A 14,499-nucleotide genomic window follows, 5' to 3' on the forward strand; every position below is an offset into this window, starting at 1 on the left:
TTCCCGCAATCCCTGCAAAGGCGTAACTTGATCAGATGATGGGTGTGTCGAAGGGCGCGGTCTGGACCGCAGCGGTGGTGATGCTGGGGGCGGCCGGGGTCGGCTCCTATCTCGGCTACAGCCGGGCGCTGGCCGCTCCGGGATCACAGGACCCGGACGCCTACGCAGCCACCACGCCGCTCGCCGCCAAGAAGGCCACCTCCGTGGACGCCACGGCCCCGCCGCCGGTGGACGAGGCCTATATCCGCAAGATCGCCCATGACGAGGCCGTCGCCGTCGTTCACCCGCCCCAGGCTGCCGGGCCCAAGAAGGTCAGGGTGGTCCAGGCCAGCGACGACTCCGACGACGACGATGACGACAAGAGCTCCGGCGCCAATCCGCCGACGCCGCCGACCGTCGCCGGCCCTGCGCCCGTCGCCGTCCCCAAGCCGCCTCCCCCGCCCACCGGTCTCTACTGAGGGGCTGGGTCCCTCTCCGCAGGGGAGAGCGGTTACGCCCGATAATCGAGACCGATGTCCAGCACCCTGGCGCTGTGGGTCAACCAGCCGACAGAGATCAGGTCTACCCCGCTCGCCGCGATCGCCGGCGCGCTCTCGGGCGTGATGCGGCCTGAAGCCTCGGTGACCGCGCGGCCTCCTACCATGGCCACCGCCTCGCGCAGCATGCCAGGTCCCATGTTGTCGAGCAGCACGGCCTCCACACCTGCGGCCAGCGCCTCGCGCAGCTGGTCCAGGGTGTCGACCTCCACCTCGATCTTCACCAAGTGGCCGACATAGGTGCGGGCGCGCTTGACGGCGATGGTCAATGAGCCGGCCACGGCGATGTGGTTGTCCTTGATCAGCACCGCGTCATCCAGGCCGAAGCGGTGGTTTGCGCCGCCGCCGAGCCGGACCGCATGCTTCTGCACGGCGCGCAGGCCCGGCAGGGTCTTGCGCGTATCGACGACCTTGGCCCGGGTCCCGGCGACCGCGTCGACGATGGAGGCGGTGGCGCTGGCGACGCCGCTGAGGTGGCCGAGGAAGTTCAGCGCCACCCGCTCGGCGGTCAACAGGCCGCGCGCCGGTCCGTCGATCACCGCGATATCGTCGCCCGGCTGCAGCCGGGCGCCGTCACCCTTTTGCACATGGAAGCTGAGCCGCGGGTCGATCAGGCGGAAGGCGGTCTCCGCCAGGTCCAGCCCCGCCACCACGCCGGGCTCCCGCGCCTGCAGCACGGCGCGCGCCATGGCGTCCGGCGGGATGATGGCGTCGCTGGTCAGGTCGCCCGCGCGGCCGAGGTCCTCCAGCAACGCCGCCCGCACCAGCGGCTCGATCATCACGGAGGGGAGGGGCGCGGGCTGGCCCTGCGCCGGCGCCTTCACGCGGCCGCCGCAGTGGTGGCGGGAGGCAGCGCATCGGCGAGGGTCTGGCGGCTGGAGCGGGCCTCGGCGGCGCGATCTGGGAAGTCCGTGCGGAAATGGCCGCCGCGGCTCTCCTCCCGGGCCAAGGCGCCTTGGACGATGAACAGGCCGATCAGGGCCGCATCGACTTCAGGCCCGGCGCTCCGCGCCAAGGGCGTGAGCGCGTCCGCGGCCTGGCGCAGGCCCGCCGCATCCCGCAACACGCCGGCATGCTGATCCAGCCACGGTCGCACCGTGGCCGATGTGGGCGGTGGCGGAAGGGCGGCTGGAGGTACGTCGCGGCATGAAGGCGCAGGCCGACCGGCGATGTCGTGAGCCACCGCCTCGCCGCAGACAGCTGCCTCCAGCAGGGAGTTGGAGGCAAGGCGGTTGGCGCCGTGCAGGCCGGTGGAGGCGGCCTCGCCGCAGACCCACAGCCCCTCCACGCTCGAGCGGCCGGCCGCATCCACGGCTACGCCGCCCATGTGGTAGTGCGCGGCCGGGCGGATCGGGATCGGCTCGCACGCGGGATCGAGTCCGGCGGCCATGCAGGCGGCGTGGATGGTGGGGAAGGCGGAGCCAAAACGCTCGCCGATCGCTTTGCGCGCATCAAGGAACACGCGGCGGCCCGCCGTCAGCTCGGCCCAGACGGCGCGAGCCACCACGTCGCGCGGCTCCAGCTCCGCCCGAGGGTAGGCGGCCATGAACCGGTCCCCCACATCGTTCACCAGCCAGGCGCCCTCCCCGCGCACCGCCTCGCTGACCAGGGGCATGGGATCGAGCCCGACGTCCAGGGCTGTGGGATGGAACTGCACGAACTCCATGTCCTGCAGGATGGCGCCCGCCCGCACCGCCATAGCCAGGCCGCGCCCCACCGCGCCGGCGGGGTTGGTGGTGTGGGCGTAGAGGCCGCCCAAGCCGCCCGTCGCGAGCACCACGGCGCCGGAGCGATGCGTGACGGCTTGCCCCGCAGCGTCCGCCGCCAGCACGCCGGCCACCGCGCCTTGGGCGTCCTGCAGCAGGCAGCGGGCGTCCACGCCTTCCAAGAGGGTGATGGCAGGGGTGCGCTGGGCGGCGTCGATCAGGGTGCGCAGGACCTCGCGCCCGGTGCCGTCGCCCTGGGCGTGAACGATGCGCCGCCGGCTATGCGCGGCCTCCAGGCCCAGCTTCAGCGCGCCGCCGGCCGTACGATCGAACCGGGCGCCGAGCGCGATCAGGCGCTCGATGGCCCTGGGCCCCTCCGCCGTGATGCGGGTGGCGGCCTCAGGCGCGCAGAGGCCATCGCCGGCGTCCAGGGTGTCGTGGGCATGCAGGTCGGGGCTGTCGTCGCGGCCTACGGCCGCCGCAACGCCGCCCTGGGCCCAGGCCGAAGCCGCCTGCTGGCCGAGTCCGGCCGCGCACAGCACCGTGACGGGTCCATGTTCCGCCAGACGGAGGGCGGTGCTCAGCCCGGCGACACCGGCCCCGATGACGAGGGGGTGACCGTCCTGATGCTGGCCCATGACGTCGCCCCCTCAGATCGCCAGCATCCGCTCGACCGCCAGGCGGGCGCGGCTGGCGACGGCGGGATCGACCAGGACCTCGAAGGTCATCGTCTCCAGCGAGCGGCGGATGCCGCCCAGGGTGATCCGCTTCATGTGGGGGCACAGGTTGCAGGGGCGCAGGAACTCGGTCCGGGGGTTCAGGGCCGCGATGTTGTCGGCCATGGAGCATTCGGTGATCAGCACAGCCTTGGCGGGCCGGCGGAGCGAGATGTAGTCGGCGATGCCGGCGGTCGAGCCGGAATAGTCGGCGGCGGCCACCACCTCCGGTGGGCATTCGGGATGGGCAAGCACGGCCACGCCCGGCATGGCCTCGCGGTACTCGGCGATGTCGGCGGGGGTGAAGCGCTCGTGCACCTCGCAGGCGCCATCCCAGGTGATCATCTCGATCCCGGTCTCCGCGCCTATGTTGGCGGCAAGGTACTTGTCGGGGATCATGATCACCCGGTCCACGCCCCATTCGCGGGTGATGGCCTCCACTACCTTCTTCGCGTTGCCGGAGGTGCAGCAGACGTCGGTCTCCGCCTTCACCTCGGCCGAGGTGTTGACGTAGGTGACCACCGGCACGCCGGGATGAGCGGCCTTCAGCGCGCGCACGTCAGCGGCGGTGATGCTGTCGGCCAGCGAGCAGCCGGCCCGGACGTCCGGGATCAGCACCGTCTTGGACGGGTTCAAGATCTTGGCGGTCTCGGCCATGAAGTGCACGCCGGCCAGCACGATCACCGAGGCGGAGGTCTTCTCGGCCTCGCGCGCAAGGGCCAGACTGTCGCCGACGATGTCGGCCACGCCGTGGAAGATCTCCGGCGTCTGGTAGTTGTGGGCCAGCACGATGGCGTCGTGCTCACCCTTCAGCCGCTCGATGGCGATCGCGTCGTCGGCGAAACTGTCCCATTCCAACTTCGGGATTTGGCCGCGGACCCGGCTGTACAGCACTGCGGCCTGCGCCAGGCGTGGCGTGGTCGACTGCGGCGGAGGCAGGAGGGACGTGGTCCGGGTGGCGAGAGCGTAGTTCATCAGCGCCTCCTGACTTATGCTCTTGTTGAGCATTTATGGGCTGAAGAAGGCGCCTGGAGCTCCCGCTTCAACCGTCTAGTTATGCTTCAGTTGAGCACAAGGCAAGGGGGCGCTTCACAGGCTCGAGTCATCCGAGCCGCAAGCGCCCTTGCTCGCTAGACGCCGGTCCAATGCCGCACGGTGGCGACGTCCACGTGCACGAAGTTGGACACGGGATAGAGGCCCACGCCGCCGGCGTCGAGGCTCAGCGCCGCCTTGTGAAGGTCGCCAAGCTCGACGCCCTGCAGCCGGATGTCGGAGGCCTTGCCCTGCATGTGCTGGCTGTTGGAGGCCACACCCGGGCTGCGGGCGTGCATCATGGCGTTGGTCTCGGGCGAGCGGTAACCGGAGATGATCTGGAAGGGGACGCTCGCCCCCAGCTTGGCGTGGATGGCGTGCAGCACGTCGAACAGGCGCGGGTCCATCACGTGCTCCTGGCCGTTTCGCCAGTCGCGCAGCACCCGCATGGCCTGGGCGAGCGCATCGGGCACATAGCGGCCGTTCTCGAAATAGACGGCGTCCAGCGTCTCGCCGGTGTGCAGGTTGTGCAGGAAGGCCCGCCGGCGCTCCAGCATGCGGGTGGGCCAGAGCACGCTTTGCTCCACCGTCTGCACCGCCTGGGTGGCGCCCATCACCGCGCGTGCGCCGAGCCTGGCCATTCTCTCCTGCGGCCCGAGGGCGGCCACCCCGACCGTTGATGTGGCGCCGGCGGCGAGACCGAACTGGAGGAGCTGGCGGCGCGCGAGGGTCATTCAATCGCTGAGAACGCCAGATGCGGCGTCCAAGTCCATGTTGGCGGTAGCCCGGATTTGAGAACGAACGAGCCGTTCCTCAAGCTTGACCTTATCCGACTGCGCGTAAATATCGCGCATGGGCAGCTATGTCTACTTGGGCGTAAGTTGTCTTACTATTGTGCAGTGTTGATGCTTCCAAATAGGGTTGAGATACTTTTAGCCTGTCCTCGACAACGACAGCCGCGTCCCGGCCACGGCGCGCTGCATCAACACCTCGCGACGGAAGCGGACCAGCCGGGCGGGCCGGCCGCCGGTGTCGGACAGCACCTCGCCGGTCTCCTCGATCAGGCCCTGGTGCTCCACCAGGCGGCGGAAGTTCTGCTTGTGCAGCCGGCGTCCGGCAAGCGCCTCAACCGCCTGCTGCAGCTGCAGCAGGGTGAAGCTCGGCGGCATCAGCTCGAACACCACGGGTCGGTACTTGATCTTGGCGCGCAGGCGCGAGAGCCCGGTGGCCAGGATGCGGCGGTGGTCGTGCACCATCGGCCGGCCGAGGTCCGGCAGAGGATTGCCCACCGCCTTAACCGACGGCTCCCGCGCGCGTTCGGCCTCCGGCAGCAGCCCCGCCTCGTAGAGCAGCTCGTAGCGCTGCAGCGCCACCTCCTCGTTCCAGGGCGAGCCCTCCAGCCCGAACATGAGGGCGGCGCGCTGGCGGCGGATGCGGCGGTCGGCCAGCGTGTCGGCCGCGTCCGCCCAGGCGAGCAGGCGGGGAGCGACGACCTCCCCGACGGGATCCGGCTGCTCCTCGCGGCGATCCTCCCAGGGGAAGTATTCATACCAGTCGCGCCAGGCCGCGCCGGCCCCTGAGGCCTCCGGCTCCTCACGGGTCAGAGCCAGATAGCTCAGCGCGATGGTGCGCAGGTCCTCGCCCGTGGTGCGGTCCCGATCGGCGAAGGTGTAGAGCTGCTCGACATAGCCCAGCGGATGGCGGGTGGAGGCCTCCACCCAGGCGCGCAGCCCGAGCTCCAGCGTGCGGTGGTCGGACTGGAACGGCCCGGACGGGATCGCCTCTCCGCGATCCACGGTGAGCACGCGAGGCCGCCCGCCCGTCACCGCCACGATCACCGCCGACAGCTCGATCGCATAGCCGGCGTCGCTCATGGCTGGACTTCAACGATGGGTGGGCGCCGCCCGGATTTCGGCCCCTGCGTCCGCGGCGGCCTTGTGCGCGATGTCGTAGGCGCTCAGGCCTGGGTCAAACTGCCCCTCGCCGAAGGCGGGCGCGGCGAACTCGCCTCCAAGCCCGGAAAAGCAGCCGTCGGTGCGAGCCTCAGCCGCCTCGAGCTTGGCGTCGTGGTCCTCGCGGGTCAGGGTCTCGCTCACAACCGCTGATGTCGCATCGACCTGAGGTTTCGGCAAGACGCCCTGTCAGCCGCGGCCGCGGTAGGTCTGCACTCCCTGGTCGGGGACCCACAGGCCTTCGGGGATCGGGCCGGTCTGGTGGAAGACGTCGATGGGGATGCCGCCGCGGGGATACCAGTAGCCGCCGATGCGCAGCCAGCGGGGCTCCGCCGCCTCTATGAACTTGCGAGCGATGGCCACGGTGCAGTCCTCGTGGAAGGCGCCATGATTGCGGAAGCTGGTGAGATACAGCTTCAGCGACTTGGACTCGATCAGCCAGTCGCGCGGCGCGTAGTCGATCACCAGGTGGGCGAAGTCCGGCTGGCCGGTCATGGGGCAGAGCGAGGTGAACTCCGGCGCGGTGAACCGCACCGCATACAGCACGCCGGCCTGAGGGTTGGAGACGCGCTCCAGCACCGCGGTCTCCGGACTGGCCGGCTGGGCGGCGGCATGGCCGAGCTGGGTGAGGCCGGAGGTGTAGGTGCTCATGGGCGGCAGGTAGGGGAGGGCGGCGTAAGGCGCAACGTCCGGTCGCCGCAGGGCCGAAATCCTCGTCCCTCGACAGGCTCAGGATTTCTACTGGACCGCTCCTATGCTGGACCGTCCCGACCGGCGCCGCGGCCTCAGTGGCCCTCATCCTGAGCCTGTCGAAGGACGAGGGCCGTCCGGCCTATCCCAGCGCTTGGTCCAAGTCGGCGATCAGGTCGTCGGCGTCCTCGATGCCCACCGACAGGCGCACCAGGCTGTCGGAGATGCCCAGCACCTCGCGCTGCACACGGGGGATGGAGGCGTGGGTCATGATGGCCGGGTGCTCGATCAGGCTTTCCACCCCGCCCAGGCTCTCAGCCAGGGTGAACAGGTCCACCCGTTCCAGGAAGCGGCGGGTCCCCTCCAGGTCGGCGTCGAGCACCGCGGTGACGATGCCGCCGTAGCCGCTCATCTGGCGGGCGGCGAGCGCGTGCTGGGGGTGGCTCGGAAGGCCCGGGTAGATCACCTTGGCCACGGCTGAGCGGGCCTCCAGCCACAGCGCGATCTTCAGGGCGTTGGCGCAGGTGCGCTCCATGCGCAGCGCCAAGGTCTTGACGCCGCGGAGCGCCAGGAAGCTGTCGAAGGGCGAGAGGATCCCGCCCACCGCGTTCTGCAGGAAGCGGACCTGCTCGGCCAATTCCACCTCGCGCACCACCACGGCGCCGGCGACCACGTCGGAGTGGCCGTTGATGTACTTGGTCACCGAATGCATCACGAGGTCGAAGCCGCGCTCCAGCGGCCGCTGGCAGAAGGGGCTGGCGAAGGTGTTGTCGGCGGCGGTGATGATCCCGCGCACCCGGCCGAGCTCGGCGATGGCGTCGAGGTCGGCCAGGCGCAGCATGGGGTTGGTGGGGGTCTCGACCCAGATCAGCTTGGTGTCCGGGCGCACGGCTGCATACACCGCGTCGATGTCGGACAGGTTGACGAAGCTGACCTGGAGCCCGGCGGAACGGGTGCGGACCTTGTCCAGCAGGCGGAAGGTGCCGCCGTAGAGGTCGTCCGAGGCGATCAGGTGGTCGCCGCTGTCCAGCAGCTCCAGCACCGCGGAGATGGCCGCCAGGCCCGAGGCGAAGGCGAAGCCGGCGACGCCGCCTTCCAAGTCCGCCACCGCGCGCTCGAAGGCGAAACGAGTGGGGTTGTGGCTGCGGGAGTACTCGAAGCCCTGGTGCACGCCGGGCGAGGCCTGAGCGTAGGTGGAGGTGGCGTAGATCGGGGTCATCACCGCGCCGGTGGAGGGATCGTGGCGCTGGCCCCCGTGCACCGCGCGGGTGGCGAAGGCCGCCGTCACGTTGGACCCATGATTTGGGGACTCATGATCAAGGGACCCTCGGGCGGGGTCGCCTTTGTCCTGTCGCACGATCGAGTCTCCCGCTATCCGAGGGGCAGCCTCTACGCCCGGGGGTGCTCAAGGTACAGGCGGGACGCCCATGCTGCAGGCCTATCCGGACGCCGGCGACTGCAAGCTCACCGCCGCGGCGCTGGCCGAGCGGGGCCTCGCCGGCCATACCTGGATCGACCTGCAGGACCCCACGCCCGAGGAGATCGCGGAGGTGGAGCGCGCCTGCGGCCTTCGCGTGCCTTCGCGCGCCGCCTTGGAGGAGATCGAGCTCACCAGCCGCATCCGCACCGAGGGCGATACGCTCTACATGAGCGCCCCCCTGATCGCCCGCAGCGAGGAGGGCGTGCTGGTGTCGGCGCCCACGGGCTTCGTGCTGAACGCCGACATCTGCCTGACGGTGCGCTTCGCCAGCCTCGCGGTGTTCGACGTGGTCAAGGCCGACCTCGTTGGGGTGAGGCGCGCCGCGCCAGCCGATATCTTCGCCCGGCTCCTGGAGGCCGTGGTGGACCGGGCGGCCGACCACCTGGAGGTCTGCGCCGACCAGCTCGACAAGGCCTCCCACGCCATCTTCCGCGCCGACCAGTCCGACGACGCAAAACCGTCCAAGCCCGGTTCCGGCAAGACCCACAAGCTGTCCCGCGACACAGCCCTCCTGCGCCGGGTGATGATCCAGATCGGGCGCGCCAGCGCCAGGATGTCCAAGGTGCGCTACGCCCTGGTCTGCGTCAGCCGCATGGCGCAGTTCGCTGTCGACCGGGGCAAGGACTGGATAGAGCCGGACGTGCGCGAGCGGCTGGGGGGCGTGCGCGCCGACGTGGCCTCGCTGGAGCAGTACGAGGAGCACCTGCTCTCCCGCGTCCAGCTGCTGCAGGACGCCGCCACCGCCTTCATCAGCATCGAGCAGAACGACGTGGTCAAGGTGCTGACCATCGCCTCCGTCGCCGGCATCCCGCCGGTTATGGTGGTCGGTCTGTATGGCATGAACTTCAAGTACATGCCGGAGCTGGCCTGGCGCTTCGGCTATCCTTACGCCCTGGCCTTGATTGTCATCACCACTCTGATCCCCCTCGCCTGGTTTAAATGGAAGGACTGGATGTAAGCCTTTGTAAAAATAGATAGAGCGGATCGGCCGTCTTCTTGCTATCTGACCCTTACGTTCACAGCGACGGATCTTTCATAAAGTTCGAGAGAGCATGCCGGACATGGCTATACAGACTGATGAAAGCGGCGCGGCGCTCACCTCCGAGAACGATCCTCCTCGTGAGGTCGCCCTGACGGTGGCGGCCAACGACCGGCTGCTGAAGGCGCTCATCGCGCTGCTCGCCATGAGGGATCCGGGCATCCTGAAGGAGCTGCCCACCGTCTTCGCCCTCGCGGCGCGCGAGGACGGCGTGATCGGCGAGGCGACCGAGGCGACCTGGGAACGGATCGGCACGGAAATTCGCAGCATCCGCACCTTCCTCAAGAGCGAGAGTCCGGAGGAGCATTTCGACGCCTGAACGGGATCGGCTTGGGCGCAACCGCCAGCTCTCGCCTTATCCTATCGTCCGGTGAGGGTCCGACGGACACCGCGGGTGTAGCTCGCGCCGGAACGGTGACCATGGCGTCGACGCCATGACCTCCAGGGCGAACGGTGTGCGCCGCGATCGGCCCAGCGCGCGGCGATCGGCCAGGAAGGGCTTCAGCCCCCGTACGGCCGCCACGTAGGACCGCCACACCGGACGGAACACGCGCCGCCTGACCGCGCTGCCGAGATAAAGCAGGTTGAACGCGACGTGATAGGGCAGAAGCCACCAGAACCAGGGGCCCGGCGTGTTCTTCACGAAGGTCCAGATGCGGTTGCGGTGGCCGTGGAACATGGTGAAGTCCGAGGTGCGCCCGGAGATGCCCGAGCCCGCATGGCGCACCACAGCCTTCGCCACCCGCCTGGACCCCGCGCCCATGGCGCGCAGCCGGTGACCGAGGTCCAGGTCTTCGCAATAGCAGAAGAAGCGCTCGTCGAAGCCGCCCGCCTCCAGGAACAGCTTTAGCCGATACAGGGCCGCTGCGCCGCAGGGGGCGAAGATTTCACCGTCGCCGGGCGCCCGCGTCGCCGCCCACCCCTCGCCCGCGCGCCAGGCCAAGCCCGCCACGTGCCAGACGTCGCCGACCCCGTCCAGGATATGCGGCTCCTCCATCCGAAGTTGCACCGAGCCAAAGCTCGCGGCCTGCGGATGGGCGCCGGCGGCCTCGACCAGGGCGGCCAGCCAGCCGGGTTCGGGTGTCGCATCGGGGTTCAGCAGGGCCAGGAACTCGGCGCGGGAGTCCTCCGCCACCCGGTTGTTGGCGGCGGCGAATCCCAGGTTGGCGCCCATCTCTCGCAAGGTGAACCGGGCGTCCGGCATCCGAAGCTCAACCACCGACGCGTCTTGGGACGCATTGTCCGCCACCACCGCCTCGAAGTCGGTGAAGCTCTGGGAGGCCAGGGCGTCCAGGCAGGGCTGGAGGTAGCCGCCGCTGTCATAGGCCACGATCACCACGGTGACGGATGGGAAGGGGGCGGCCGCGGACATCGCTGCACCCTCTAGCCCCCGCCGCGGGCCTTGGGGAGAGCACGGCCTTGAGCCCGCCCGAAGCTGCCGCCATAAGCGGCCCACCTGGGAGTGCGCGCGTGTGAAGACCATCCTCGTCACCGGCGGCGCCGGCTATGTCGGCAGCCACTGCTGCAAGGAATTTGCCGCGCAAGGCTGGACCGTGGTGGTCTACGACAACCTTTATCGGGGCTGGCGCGACATGGTCCGCTGGGGCGAGCTGATCGAGGGCGACATCCTGGACACCGCGGCGCTGCAGGCCGCCATAGCCCGGGTGAAGCCCGACGTGCTGGCCCACTTCGCAGCCCTCACCTATGTGGGCGAGTCGGTGGAGCAGCCCGGCCTCTACTACCGCAACAACACGCTCGGCGCCTTCAACATCCTGGAGGCGCTGCGCACCGCGGGCGTGGACAAGATGATCTTCTCCTCCACCGCCGCCACCTATGGCGAGCCGCTGGAGTCTCCCATGCCCGAGACCCACCGCCAGCTGCCGATCAATCCCTACGGCCGCTCCAAGCTGATGGTGGAGCGGATGATGGCCGACTATGCCGACGCCTACGGCCTGCGCTTCGCGTCGCTGCGCTACTTCAACGCCGCGGGCGCCAGCCCCGACGGCGACATCGGCGAGCGGCACGAGCCGGAGACTCACGTGATCCCGCTGGCCGCGCGGGGGGCGCTCCGCGACGACTACCAGTTCACCATCTTCGGCGATGACTTCGACACCCGTGACGGCACCTGCGTGCGCGATTACGTCCACGTGTCCGACCTTGGCCGGGCGCACGCCGCGGCGGCGGACTACCTGATGAAGGGCGGTGCGGCCCAGTTCTTCAACTTAGGCACCGGCGAAGGCACCACGGTGAAGGAGATCGCCGACGCCATCGAGAAGGTCTCGGGCAAGCCCCTGCCGCGCACGGTCGGGCCGCGGCGGGCGGGGGACCCCGCGGTGCTGGTGGCGTCCAATGCCCGGGCGCAGGAGGTGCTGGGCTGGACGCCGACCCAGTCCTCCATCGATGAGATCGTGCGCACCGCCTGGGCCTGGGCGCGGAAGGATGCGGGATGCGCGGGCGGATGAGCGGGACCCGCCGCCTCTCCGTTCTCGCCTCGGCTCTGGCCCTGGCGCTCGCGGCGCCGGGCTTGCCGGCGGCCTGGGCCAAGGATGCGCCCAAGCTGAACACCCTGACCTACACCAGTTTCGACGCCCTGACGGCCACCGTGTTCAGGTCGGACGGGCGGCGGGGCGTACTCACCGTGCAGGGCGGCCTGGACGTGAAGGACGCAGGCCTGCGGGCGCGGGCGGCGGCGTCCCAGCCGCTGTTGCGCGACGCCTACATCCGCGCGCTGAGCGTCTACGCCGCCAGCCTCATCCCCGGCTCTCCTCCGGACGTGGACCAGATCGGCATGCGGCTGCAGCGCGCCACCGACGCAATCCTGCGCCGTCCCGGTGCGCGGGTGCTGCTTGGCACCGTGCTGGTGAACTGATCAGCCGGCGGCGAACCCCGCCGCCTCGTCCATAAAGCGCGCCATCTTCAGGTCGAGCGCGGTCACACCGTCGGCGTCATGGGTGGTCAGCACCACCTCGACCCGGTTGTAGACGTTGGACCATTCCGGATGGTGGTCGAGCGTCTCGGCCAGCAGCGCCACCCGGGTCATGAAGCCGAACGCGGCGTTGAAGTCCTTGAACCGGAAGCTCTTGGCCAGGGCGTCGCGCCCCTCGGCCGCCCGCCAGTCCTGAAGCTCGGCGAGCGCGGCTGCGGCCCCAATCCTGTCCTGCGCCATGGGCGTCCTCCTGCGCCTTCCGCTTACCGGCTTAGGGCGCAGGGGCCAAGCGAGGGTTCGCTTGCGGGTTGAAGGCGCGAGCGCAGGGTTCCGCTTTGTGGTTCGTGAAGGATGATACCGCCACGAGACCTCTCCATGTCCTTCTCCGCCAAACTTTTCGGCGTCGCCCTCTGCGCCGTCCTGGCCGGTCCCGCCTTCGCACAGGACCTGGCCGGTGCGCCGGAGGCCGGACCTGACGGTGGCGCTCAGGCCTGGTCGCAGGGCGCGCCCTCGACTTCTGGCGGCGAGCCTCGCGCCTGGGGTCCCCACGCCCGCCACGCCCACCCCCATGGCGGCGAGCGCGAGTGCTACGCCCAGGTCCGCACCCCCGCCGCCTATTCCCCGCCGCCGAGCGGCCCGGACTACGTCTGGCGCCAGGCGCCTGCGCCTCCGGGCGCGCCCGGTCCGGTCTGGTGTCTGACCGTGCAGCCCTTCCCGAACCAGCCGGTGCAGGTGGCGCCCGCGCGGCTCGGCTGGATCCGGGTGCTCTGCGCCGACGACGCCACGCCCGAGCGCGTGTCGCGCCTGCAGCGCGGCCTGCACGCCCGCGGCCTGTACCGCGGCGAGATCGACGGCCGCTACGACGAGCAGACGGCCGACGCGGTGATCGCCTTCCAGCACGAGCGTCACATCGGGCACCGCGGCTATCTCAGCTATGAGACCCTAGGCGCCCTGGAAGCGCCGCCCCCGCCGCCGGTCTACTGGCGCCGGGACAGCGCCTTCGACCGCGGCTATCTCGAATGGCCGGGCAAGAGCCACTACTGGTGAGCCGCCTCCTGGGCTTGGGCGCTCAGCCGTCCAGCGGCTTGAAGGTGGCGAACATCTGCGCCGCCTCGGGCAGGTCCTTCAGCGGGACGTAGTCGCACACCTGCGCATAGCGGCCCCAGAGCTCGTGGACCTTCGGATGGGCGTGCGCCGCTTCCACGGCTCCGTCACGCCACTCGAACACTTCGACGATCACCCCGCCCTCGCCGATCAGGAGCACCGGCGCGCGGTCAGTGACAAGGTCGAGCTGGCGCAGGTAGGGGATGTGCTCGCGCGCCAGCTGCTGCAGCTCCGCTTCGCGACCCGGTTTCGGCCGGTACGCCACGATCACCACGTCGCCCATCTTATCCCCCTTGCGCCTTACTGCGTTATAGCGCGGACCGCGTGGCGCTCCCAGGCGTCGGCGCCGCCAGGACCTCGCCCATGACCGACCCTTCCGCCACGCCCGGCAAGCCCGGGCTCACCGTCTCGCCCCTCGCCGTCGATTTCCCGCGGATGGGCGAGATCGCCGGGGTGGAGATCGCCACCGGGCGCGCCGGCTTCTACAAGCACGACCGGCCGGACCTGGTGCTGTTCCGCTTCGCCGAGGGGACCGCCTGCGCCGGCGTCTTCACCCAGAACAAGGTAGGGTCCGCGCCTGTGGACTGGTGCAAGGCGGCGCTGGCCCAGACCCAGGGCGAGGCGCGCGCCCTGGTCGTCAACGCCGGCTGCGCCAACGCCTTCACCGGCGAGGCGGGCGCCCAGGCGGCCCAGCGGGTCGCGGACGCGGTGAGCGCGGAGCTCGGCTGCCCGTCCGACGCTGTGATGCTGGCCTCCACCGGGGTGATCGGCGTGGTGCTCGAATACGGCCGCGTGCTGAACCAGCTCCAGGGCCTGACCCTCGCGCTCGAGCCCGGCAAGTGGGACGCGGCGGCGGGGGCCATCATGACCACCGACACCTTCCCCAAGGGCGCGGTGGCGCAGGCCGAGATCGACGGGGTGACGGTGCGCGTCGCCGGGATCGCCAAGGGCTCGGGCATGATCGCGCCGGACATGGCCACGATGCTGGGCTTCGTGGCCACCGACGCCAACCTGCCGCCGGCCGTCCTGCACGACCTGCTGGTGCACGCGACGGCGGAGACCTTCAACGCGGTGACGGTGGACGGCGACACCTCCACCAACGACACCCTGCTGCTGTTCGCCACCGGCCGCTCGGGCTCGCCCCGGATCACCGATCCGCACGACACCCGGCTGCAGGGTTTCCGCGCTGCGCTGGGCTCGGTGCTGCTGAGCCTGGCCCAGGCTCTGGTGCGCGACGGGGAGGGGGCTTCGAAGTACGTCAAGGTGAGCGTGACCGGCGCCGCTTCGGCCAGCTCCGCCCGCCGCATCGCCCGCACCG

General features: G+C 70.2%; 18 protein-coding genes. 7 read left to right on the forward strand and 11 right to left on the reverse strand.

Annotation, left to right across the window (positions count from 1 at the left end; all coding sequences use genetic code 11):
* Positions 1-35 precede the first annotated feature (35 nt).
* The gene (locus HUV06_RS02305; RefSeq protein WP_217433595.1) at positions 36-458 is read left to right on the forward strand and encodes a hypothetical protein; all 423 of its coding nucleotides are present in this window, start codon (positions 36-38) and stop codon (positions 456-458) included.
* Positions 459-490: 32 nt separating this feature from the next.
* Here HUV06_RS02305 and nadC read toward each other — a convergent pair whose 3' ends face one another.
* From nadC to HUV06_RS02345, 8 genes are all read right to left on the reverse strand, one after another.
* Entirely contained in the window at positions 491-1,360 is an 870-nt protein-coding gene (gene nadC, locus HUV06_RS02310) for a carboxylating nicotinate-nucleotide diphosphorylase (protein ID WP_371810957.1), read from the reverse strand.
* Positions 1,357-2,880, reverse strand: coding sequence for an L-aspartate oxidase (locus tag HUV06_RS02315; protein ID WP_174299655.1), 1,524 nt, complete (start codon positions 2,878-2,880; stop codon positions 1,357-1,359). The genes nadC and HUV06_RS02315 overlap by 4 nt, the downstream gene beginning before the upstream one ends.
* A 12-nt stretch (positions 2,881-2,892) precedes the next feature.
* Complete coding sequence (gene nadA / locus HUV06_RS02320) at positions 2,893-3,933, reverse strand: quinolinate synthase NadA (protein WP_217433596.1); 1,041 nt, start codon at positions 3,931-3,933, stop codon at positions 2,893-2,895.
* A 155-nt stretch (positions 3,934-4,088) separates the two neighbouring features.
* Positions 4,089-4,724 (reverse strand): DUF882 domain-containing protein, encoded by a 636-nt coding sequence (locus tag HUV06_RS02325; protein ID WP_254600837.1) that lies wholly within the window; start codon positions 4,722-4,724, stop codon positions 4,089-4,091.
* Between the two features lie 198 nt (positions 4,725-4,922).
* Positions 4,923-5,864 (reverse strand): hypothetical protein, encoded by a 942-nt coding sequence (locus HUV06_RS02330; protein WP_174299657.1) that lies wholly within the window; start codon positions 5,862-5,864, stop codon positions 4,923-4,925.
* A gap of 9 nt (positions 5,865-5,873) precedes the next feature.
* Positions 5,874-6,086: a hypothetical protein gene (locus HUV06_RS02335; protein WP_174299658.1), complete on the reverse strand. Its 213-nt coding sequence runs from the start codon at positions 6,084-6,086 to the stop codon at positions 5,874-5,876.
* Between the two features lie 45 nt (positions 6,087-6,131).
* Positions 6,132-6,593, reverse strand: a complete 462-nt coding sequence (gene queF / locus HUV06_RS02340; protein ID WP_174299659.1) for a preQ(1) synthase — start codon at positions 6,591-6,593, stop codon at positions 6,132-6,134.
* A 181-nt stretch (positions 6,594-6,774) separates the two neighbouring features.
* Positions 6,775-7,920 (reverse strand): PLP-dependent aspartate aminotransferase family protein, encoded by a 1,146-nt coding sequence (locus HUV06_RS02345; RefSeq protein ID WP_174299660.1) that lies wholly within the window; start codon positions 7,918-7,920, stop codon positions 6,775-6,777.
* Between the two features lie 139 nt (positions 7,921-8,059).
* Here HUV06_RS02345 and HUV06_RS02350 point away from each other — a divergent pair, with 139 nt between their 5' ends.
* Together HUV06_RS02350 and HUV06_RS02355 are read left to right on the forward strand one after the other, a co-directional pair.
* Complete coding sequence (locus HUV06_RS02350; RefSeq protein ID WP_174299661.1) at positions 8,060-9,070, forward strand: magnesium transporter CorA family protein; 1,011 nt, start codon at positions 8,060-8,062, stop codon at positions 9,068-9,070.
* A gap of 103 nt (positions 9,071-9,173) precedes the next feature.
* Positions 9,174-9,470 (forward strand): hypothetical protein, encoded by a 297-nt coding sequence (locus tag HUV06_RS02355; RefSeq protein ID WP_174299662.1) that lies wholly within the window; start codon positions 9,174-9,176, stop codon positions 9,468-9,470.
* A 36-nt stretch (positions 9,471-9,506) separates the two neighbouring features.
* On the opposite strand, the gene HUV06_RS02360 is transcribed toward HUV06_RS02355, so the two are convergent.
* Positions 9,507-10,523 carry a glycosyltransferase family 2 protein gene (locus tag HUV06_RS02360; protein WP_174299663.1) on the reverse strand — a complete coding sequence of 339 codons (1,017 nt, stop codon included), beginning with the start codon at positions 10,521-10,523 and terminating at the stop codon, positions 9,507-9,509.
* Between the two features lie 100 nt (positions 10,524-10,623).
* On the opposite strand from HUV06_RS02360, the gene galE reads away from it, so the two are divergent.
* Both galE and HUV06_RS02370 read left to right on the forward strand, forming a co-directional pair.
* Positions 10,624-11,613: a UDP-glucose 4-epimerase GalE gene (gene galE, locus HUV06_RS02365; RefSeq protein ID WP_174299664.1), complete on the forward strand. Its 990-nt coding sequence runs from the start codon at positions 10,624-10,626 to the stop codon at positions 11,611-11,613.
* Positions 11,610-12,020, forward strand: coding sequence for a hypothetical protein (locus HUV06_RS02370; protein WP_254600838.1), 411 nt, complete (start codon positions 11,610-11,612; stop codon positions 12,018-12,020). The genes galE and HUV06_RS02370 overlap by 4 nt, the downstream gene beginning before the upstream one ends.
* Here the strand turns inward: HUV06_RS02370 and HUV06_RS02375 are convergent, their stop codons facing one another.
* A complete protein-coding gene (locus tag HUV06_RS02375; protein ID WP_174299666.1) occupies positions 12,021-12,317 on the reverse strand; it encodes a 4a-hydroxytetrahydrobiopterin dehydratase in 297 nt (98 codons plus the stop codon).
* 135 nt (positions 12,318-12,452) lie between these two features.
* Here HUV06_RS02375 and HUV06_RS02380 point away from each other — a divergent pair, with 135 nt between their 5' ends.
* Positions 12,453-13,124: a peptidoglycan-binding protein gene (locus HUV06_RS02380; protein WP_174299667.1), complete on the forward strand. Its 672-nt coding sequence runs from the start codon at positions 12,453-12,455 to the stop codon at positions 13,122-13,124.
* A 22-nt stretch (positions 13,125-13,146) separates the two neighbouring features.
* Here the strand turns inward: HUV06_RS02380 and HUV06_RS02385 are convergent, their stop codons facing one another.
* Entirely contained in the window at positions 13,147-13,464 is a 318-nt protein-coding gene (locus HUV06_RS02385; RefSeq protein ID WP_174299668.1) for a hypothetical protein, read from the reverse strand.
* Positions 13,465-13,544: 80 nt separating this feature from the next.
* Here HUV06_RS02385 and argJ point away from each other — a divergent pair.
* Positions 13,545-14,499 (forward strand): bifunctional glutamate N-acetyltransferase/amino-acid acetyltransferase ArgJ (argJ, locus tag HUV06_RS02390; RefSeq protein WP_174299669.1); only part of this gene is annotated, 955 nt, incomplete at its 3' end.

Origin of the sequence: Caulobacter sp. S45, from assembly GCF_903642205.1 — a bacterium.
Lineage (GTDB): Bacteria > Pseudomonadota > Alphaproteobacteria > Caulobacterales > Caulobacteraceae > CAHJWH01.

Excerpts from the sequence above, each read along its gene's own strand:
- HUV06_RS02305 (WP_217433595.1), top strand. The coding sequence starts at position 36 with ATGATGGGTGTGTCGAAGGGCGCGGTCTGGACCGCAGCGGTGGTGATG.
- HUV06_RS02315 (WP_174299655.1), bottom strand. The coding sequence starts at position 2,880 with ATGGGCCAGCATCAGGACGGTCACCCCCTCGTCATCGGGGCCGGTGTC.
- nadA (WP_217433596.1), bottom strand. The coding sequence starts at position 3,933 with ATGAACTACGCTCTCGCCACCCGGACCACGTCCCTCCTGCCTCCGCCG.
- HUV06_RS02325 (WP_254600837.1), bottom strand. The coding sequence starts at position 4,724 with ATGACCCTCGCGCGCCGCCAGCTCCTCCAGTTCGGTCTCGCCGCCGGC.
- HUV06_RS02330 (WP_174299657.1), bottom strand. The coding sequence starts at position 5,864 with ATGAGCGACGCCGGCTATGCGATCGAGCTGTCGGCGGTGATCGTGGCG.
- queF (WP_174299659.1), bottom strand. The coding sequence starts at position 6,593 with ATGAGCACCTACACCTCCGGCCTCACCCAGCTCGGCCATGCCGCCGCC.
- HUV06_RS02350 (WP_174299661.1), top strand. The coding sequence starts at position 8,060 with ATGCTGCAGGCCTATCCGGACGCCGGCGACTGCAAGCTCACCGCCGCG.
- HUV06_RS02355 (WP_174299662.1), top strand. The coding sequence starts at position 9,174 with ATGGCTATACAGACTGATGAAAGCGGCGCGGCGCTCACCTCCGAGAAC.
- HUV06_RS02360 (WP_174299663.1), bottom strand. The coding sequence starts at position 10,523 with ATGTCCGCGGCCGCCCCCTTCCCATCCGTCACCGTGGTGATCGTGGCC.
- HUV06_RS02370 (WP_254600838.1), top strand. The coding sequence starts at position 11,610 with ATGAGCGGGACCCGCCGCCTCTCCGTTCTCGCCTCGGCTCTGGCCCTG.
- HUV06_RS02375 (WP_174299666.1), bottom strand. The coding sequence starts at position 12,317 with ATGGCGCAGGACAGGATTGGGGCCGCAGCCGCGCTCGCCGAGCTTCAG.
- HUV06_RS02380 (WP_174299667.1), top strand. The coding sequence starts at position 12,453 with ATGTCCTTCTCCGCCAAACTTTTCGGCGTCGCCCTCTGCGCCGTCCTG.
- HUV06_RS02385 (WP_174299668.1), bottom strand. The coding sequence starts at position 13,464 with ATGGGCGACGTGGTGATCGTGGCGTACCGGCCGAAACCGGGTCGCGAA.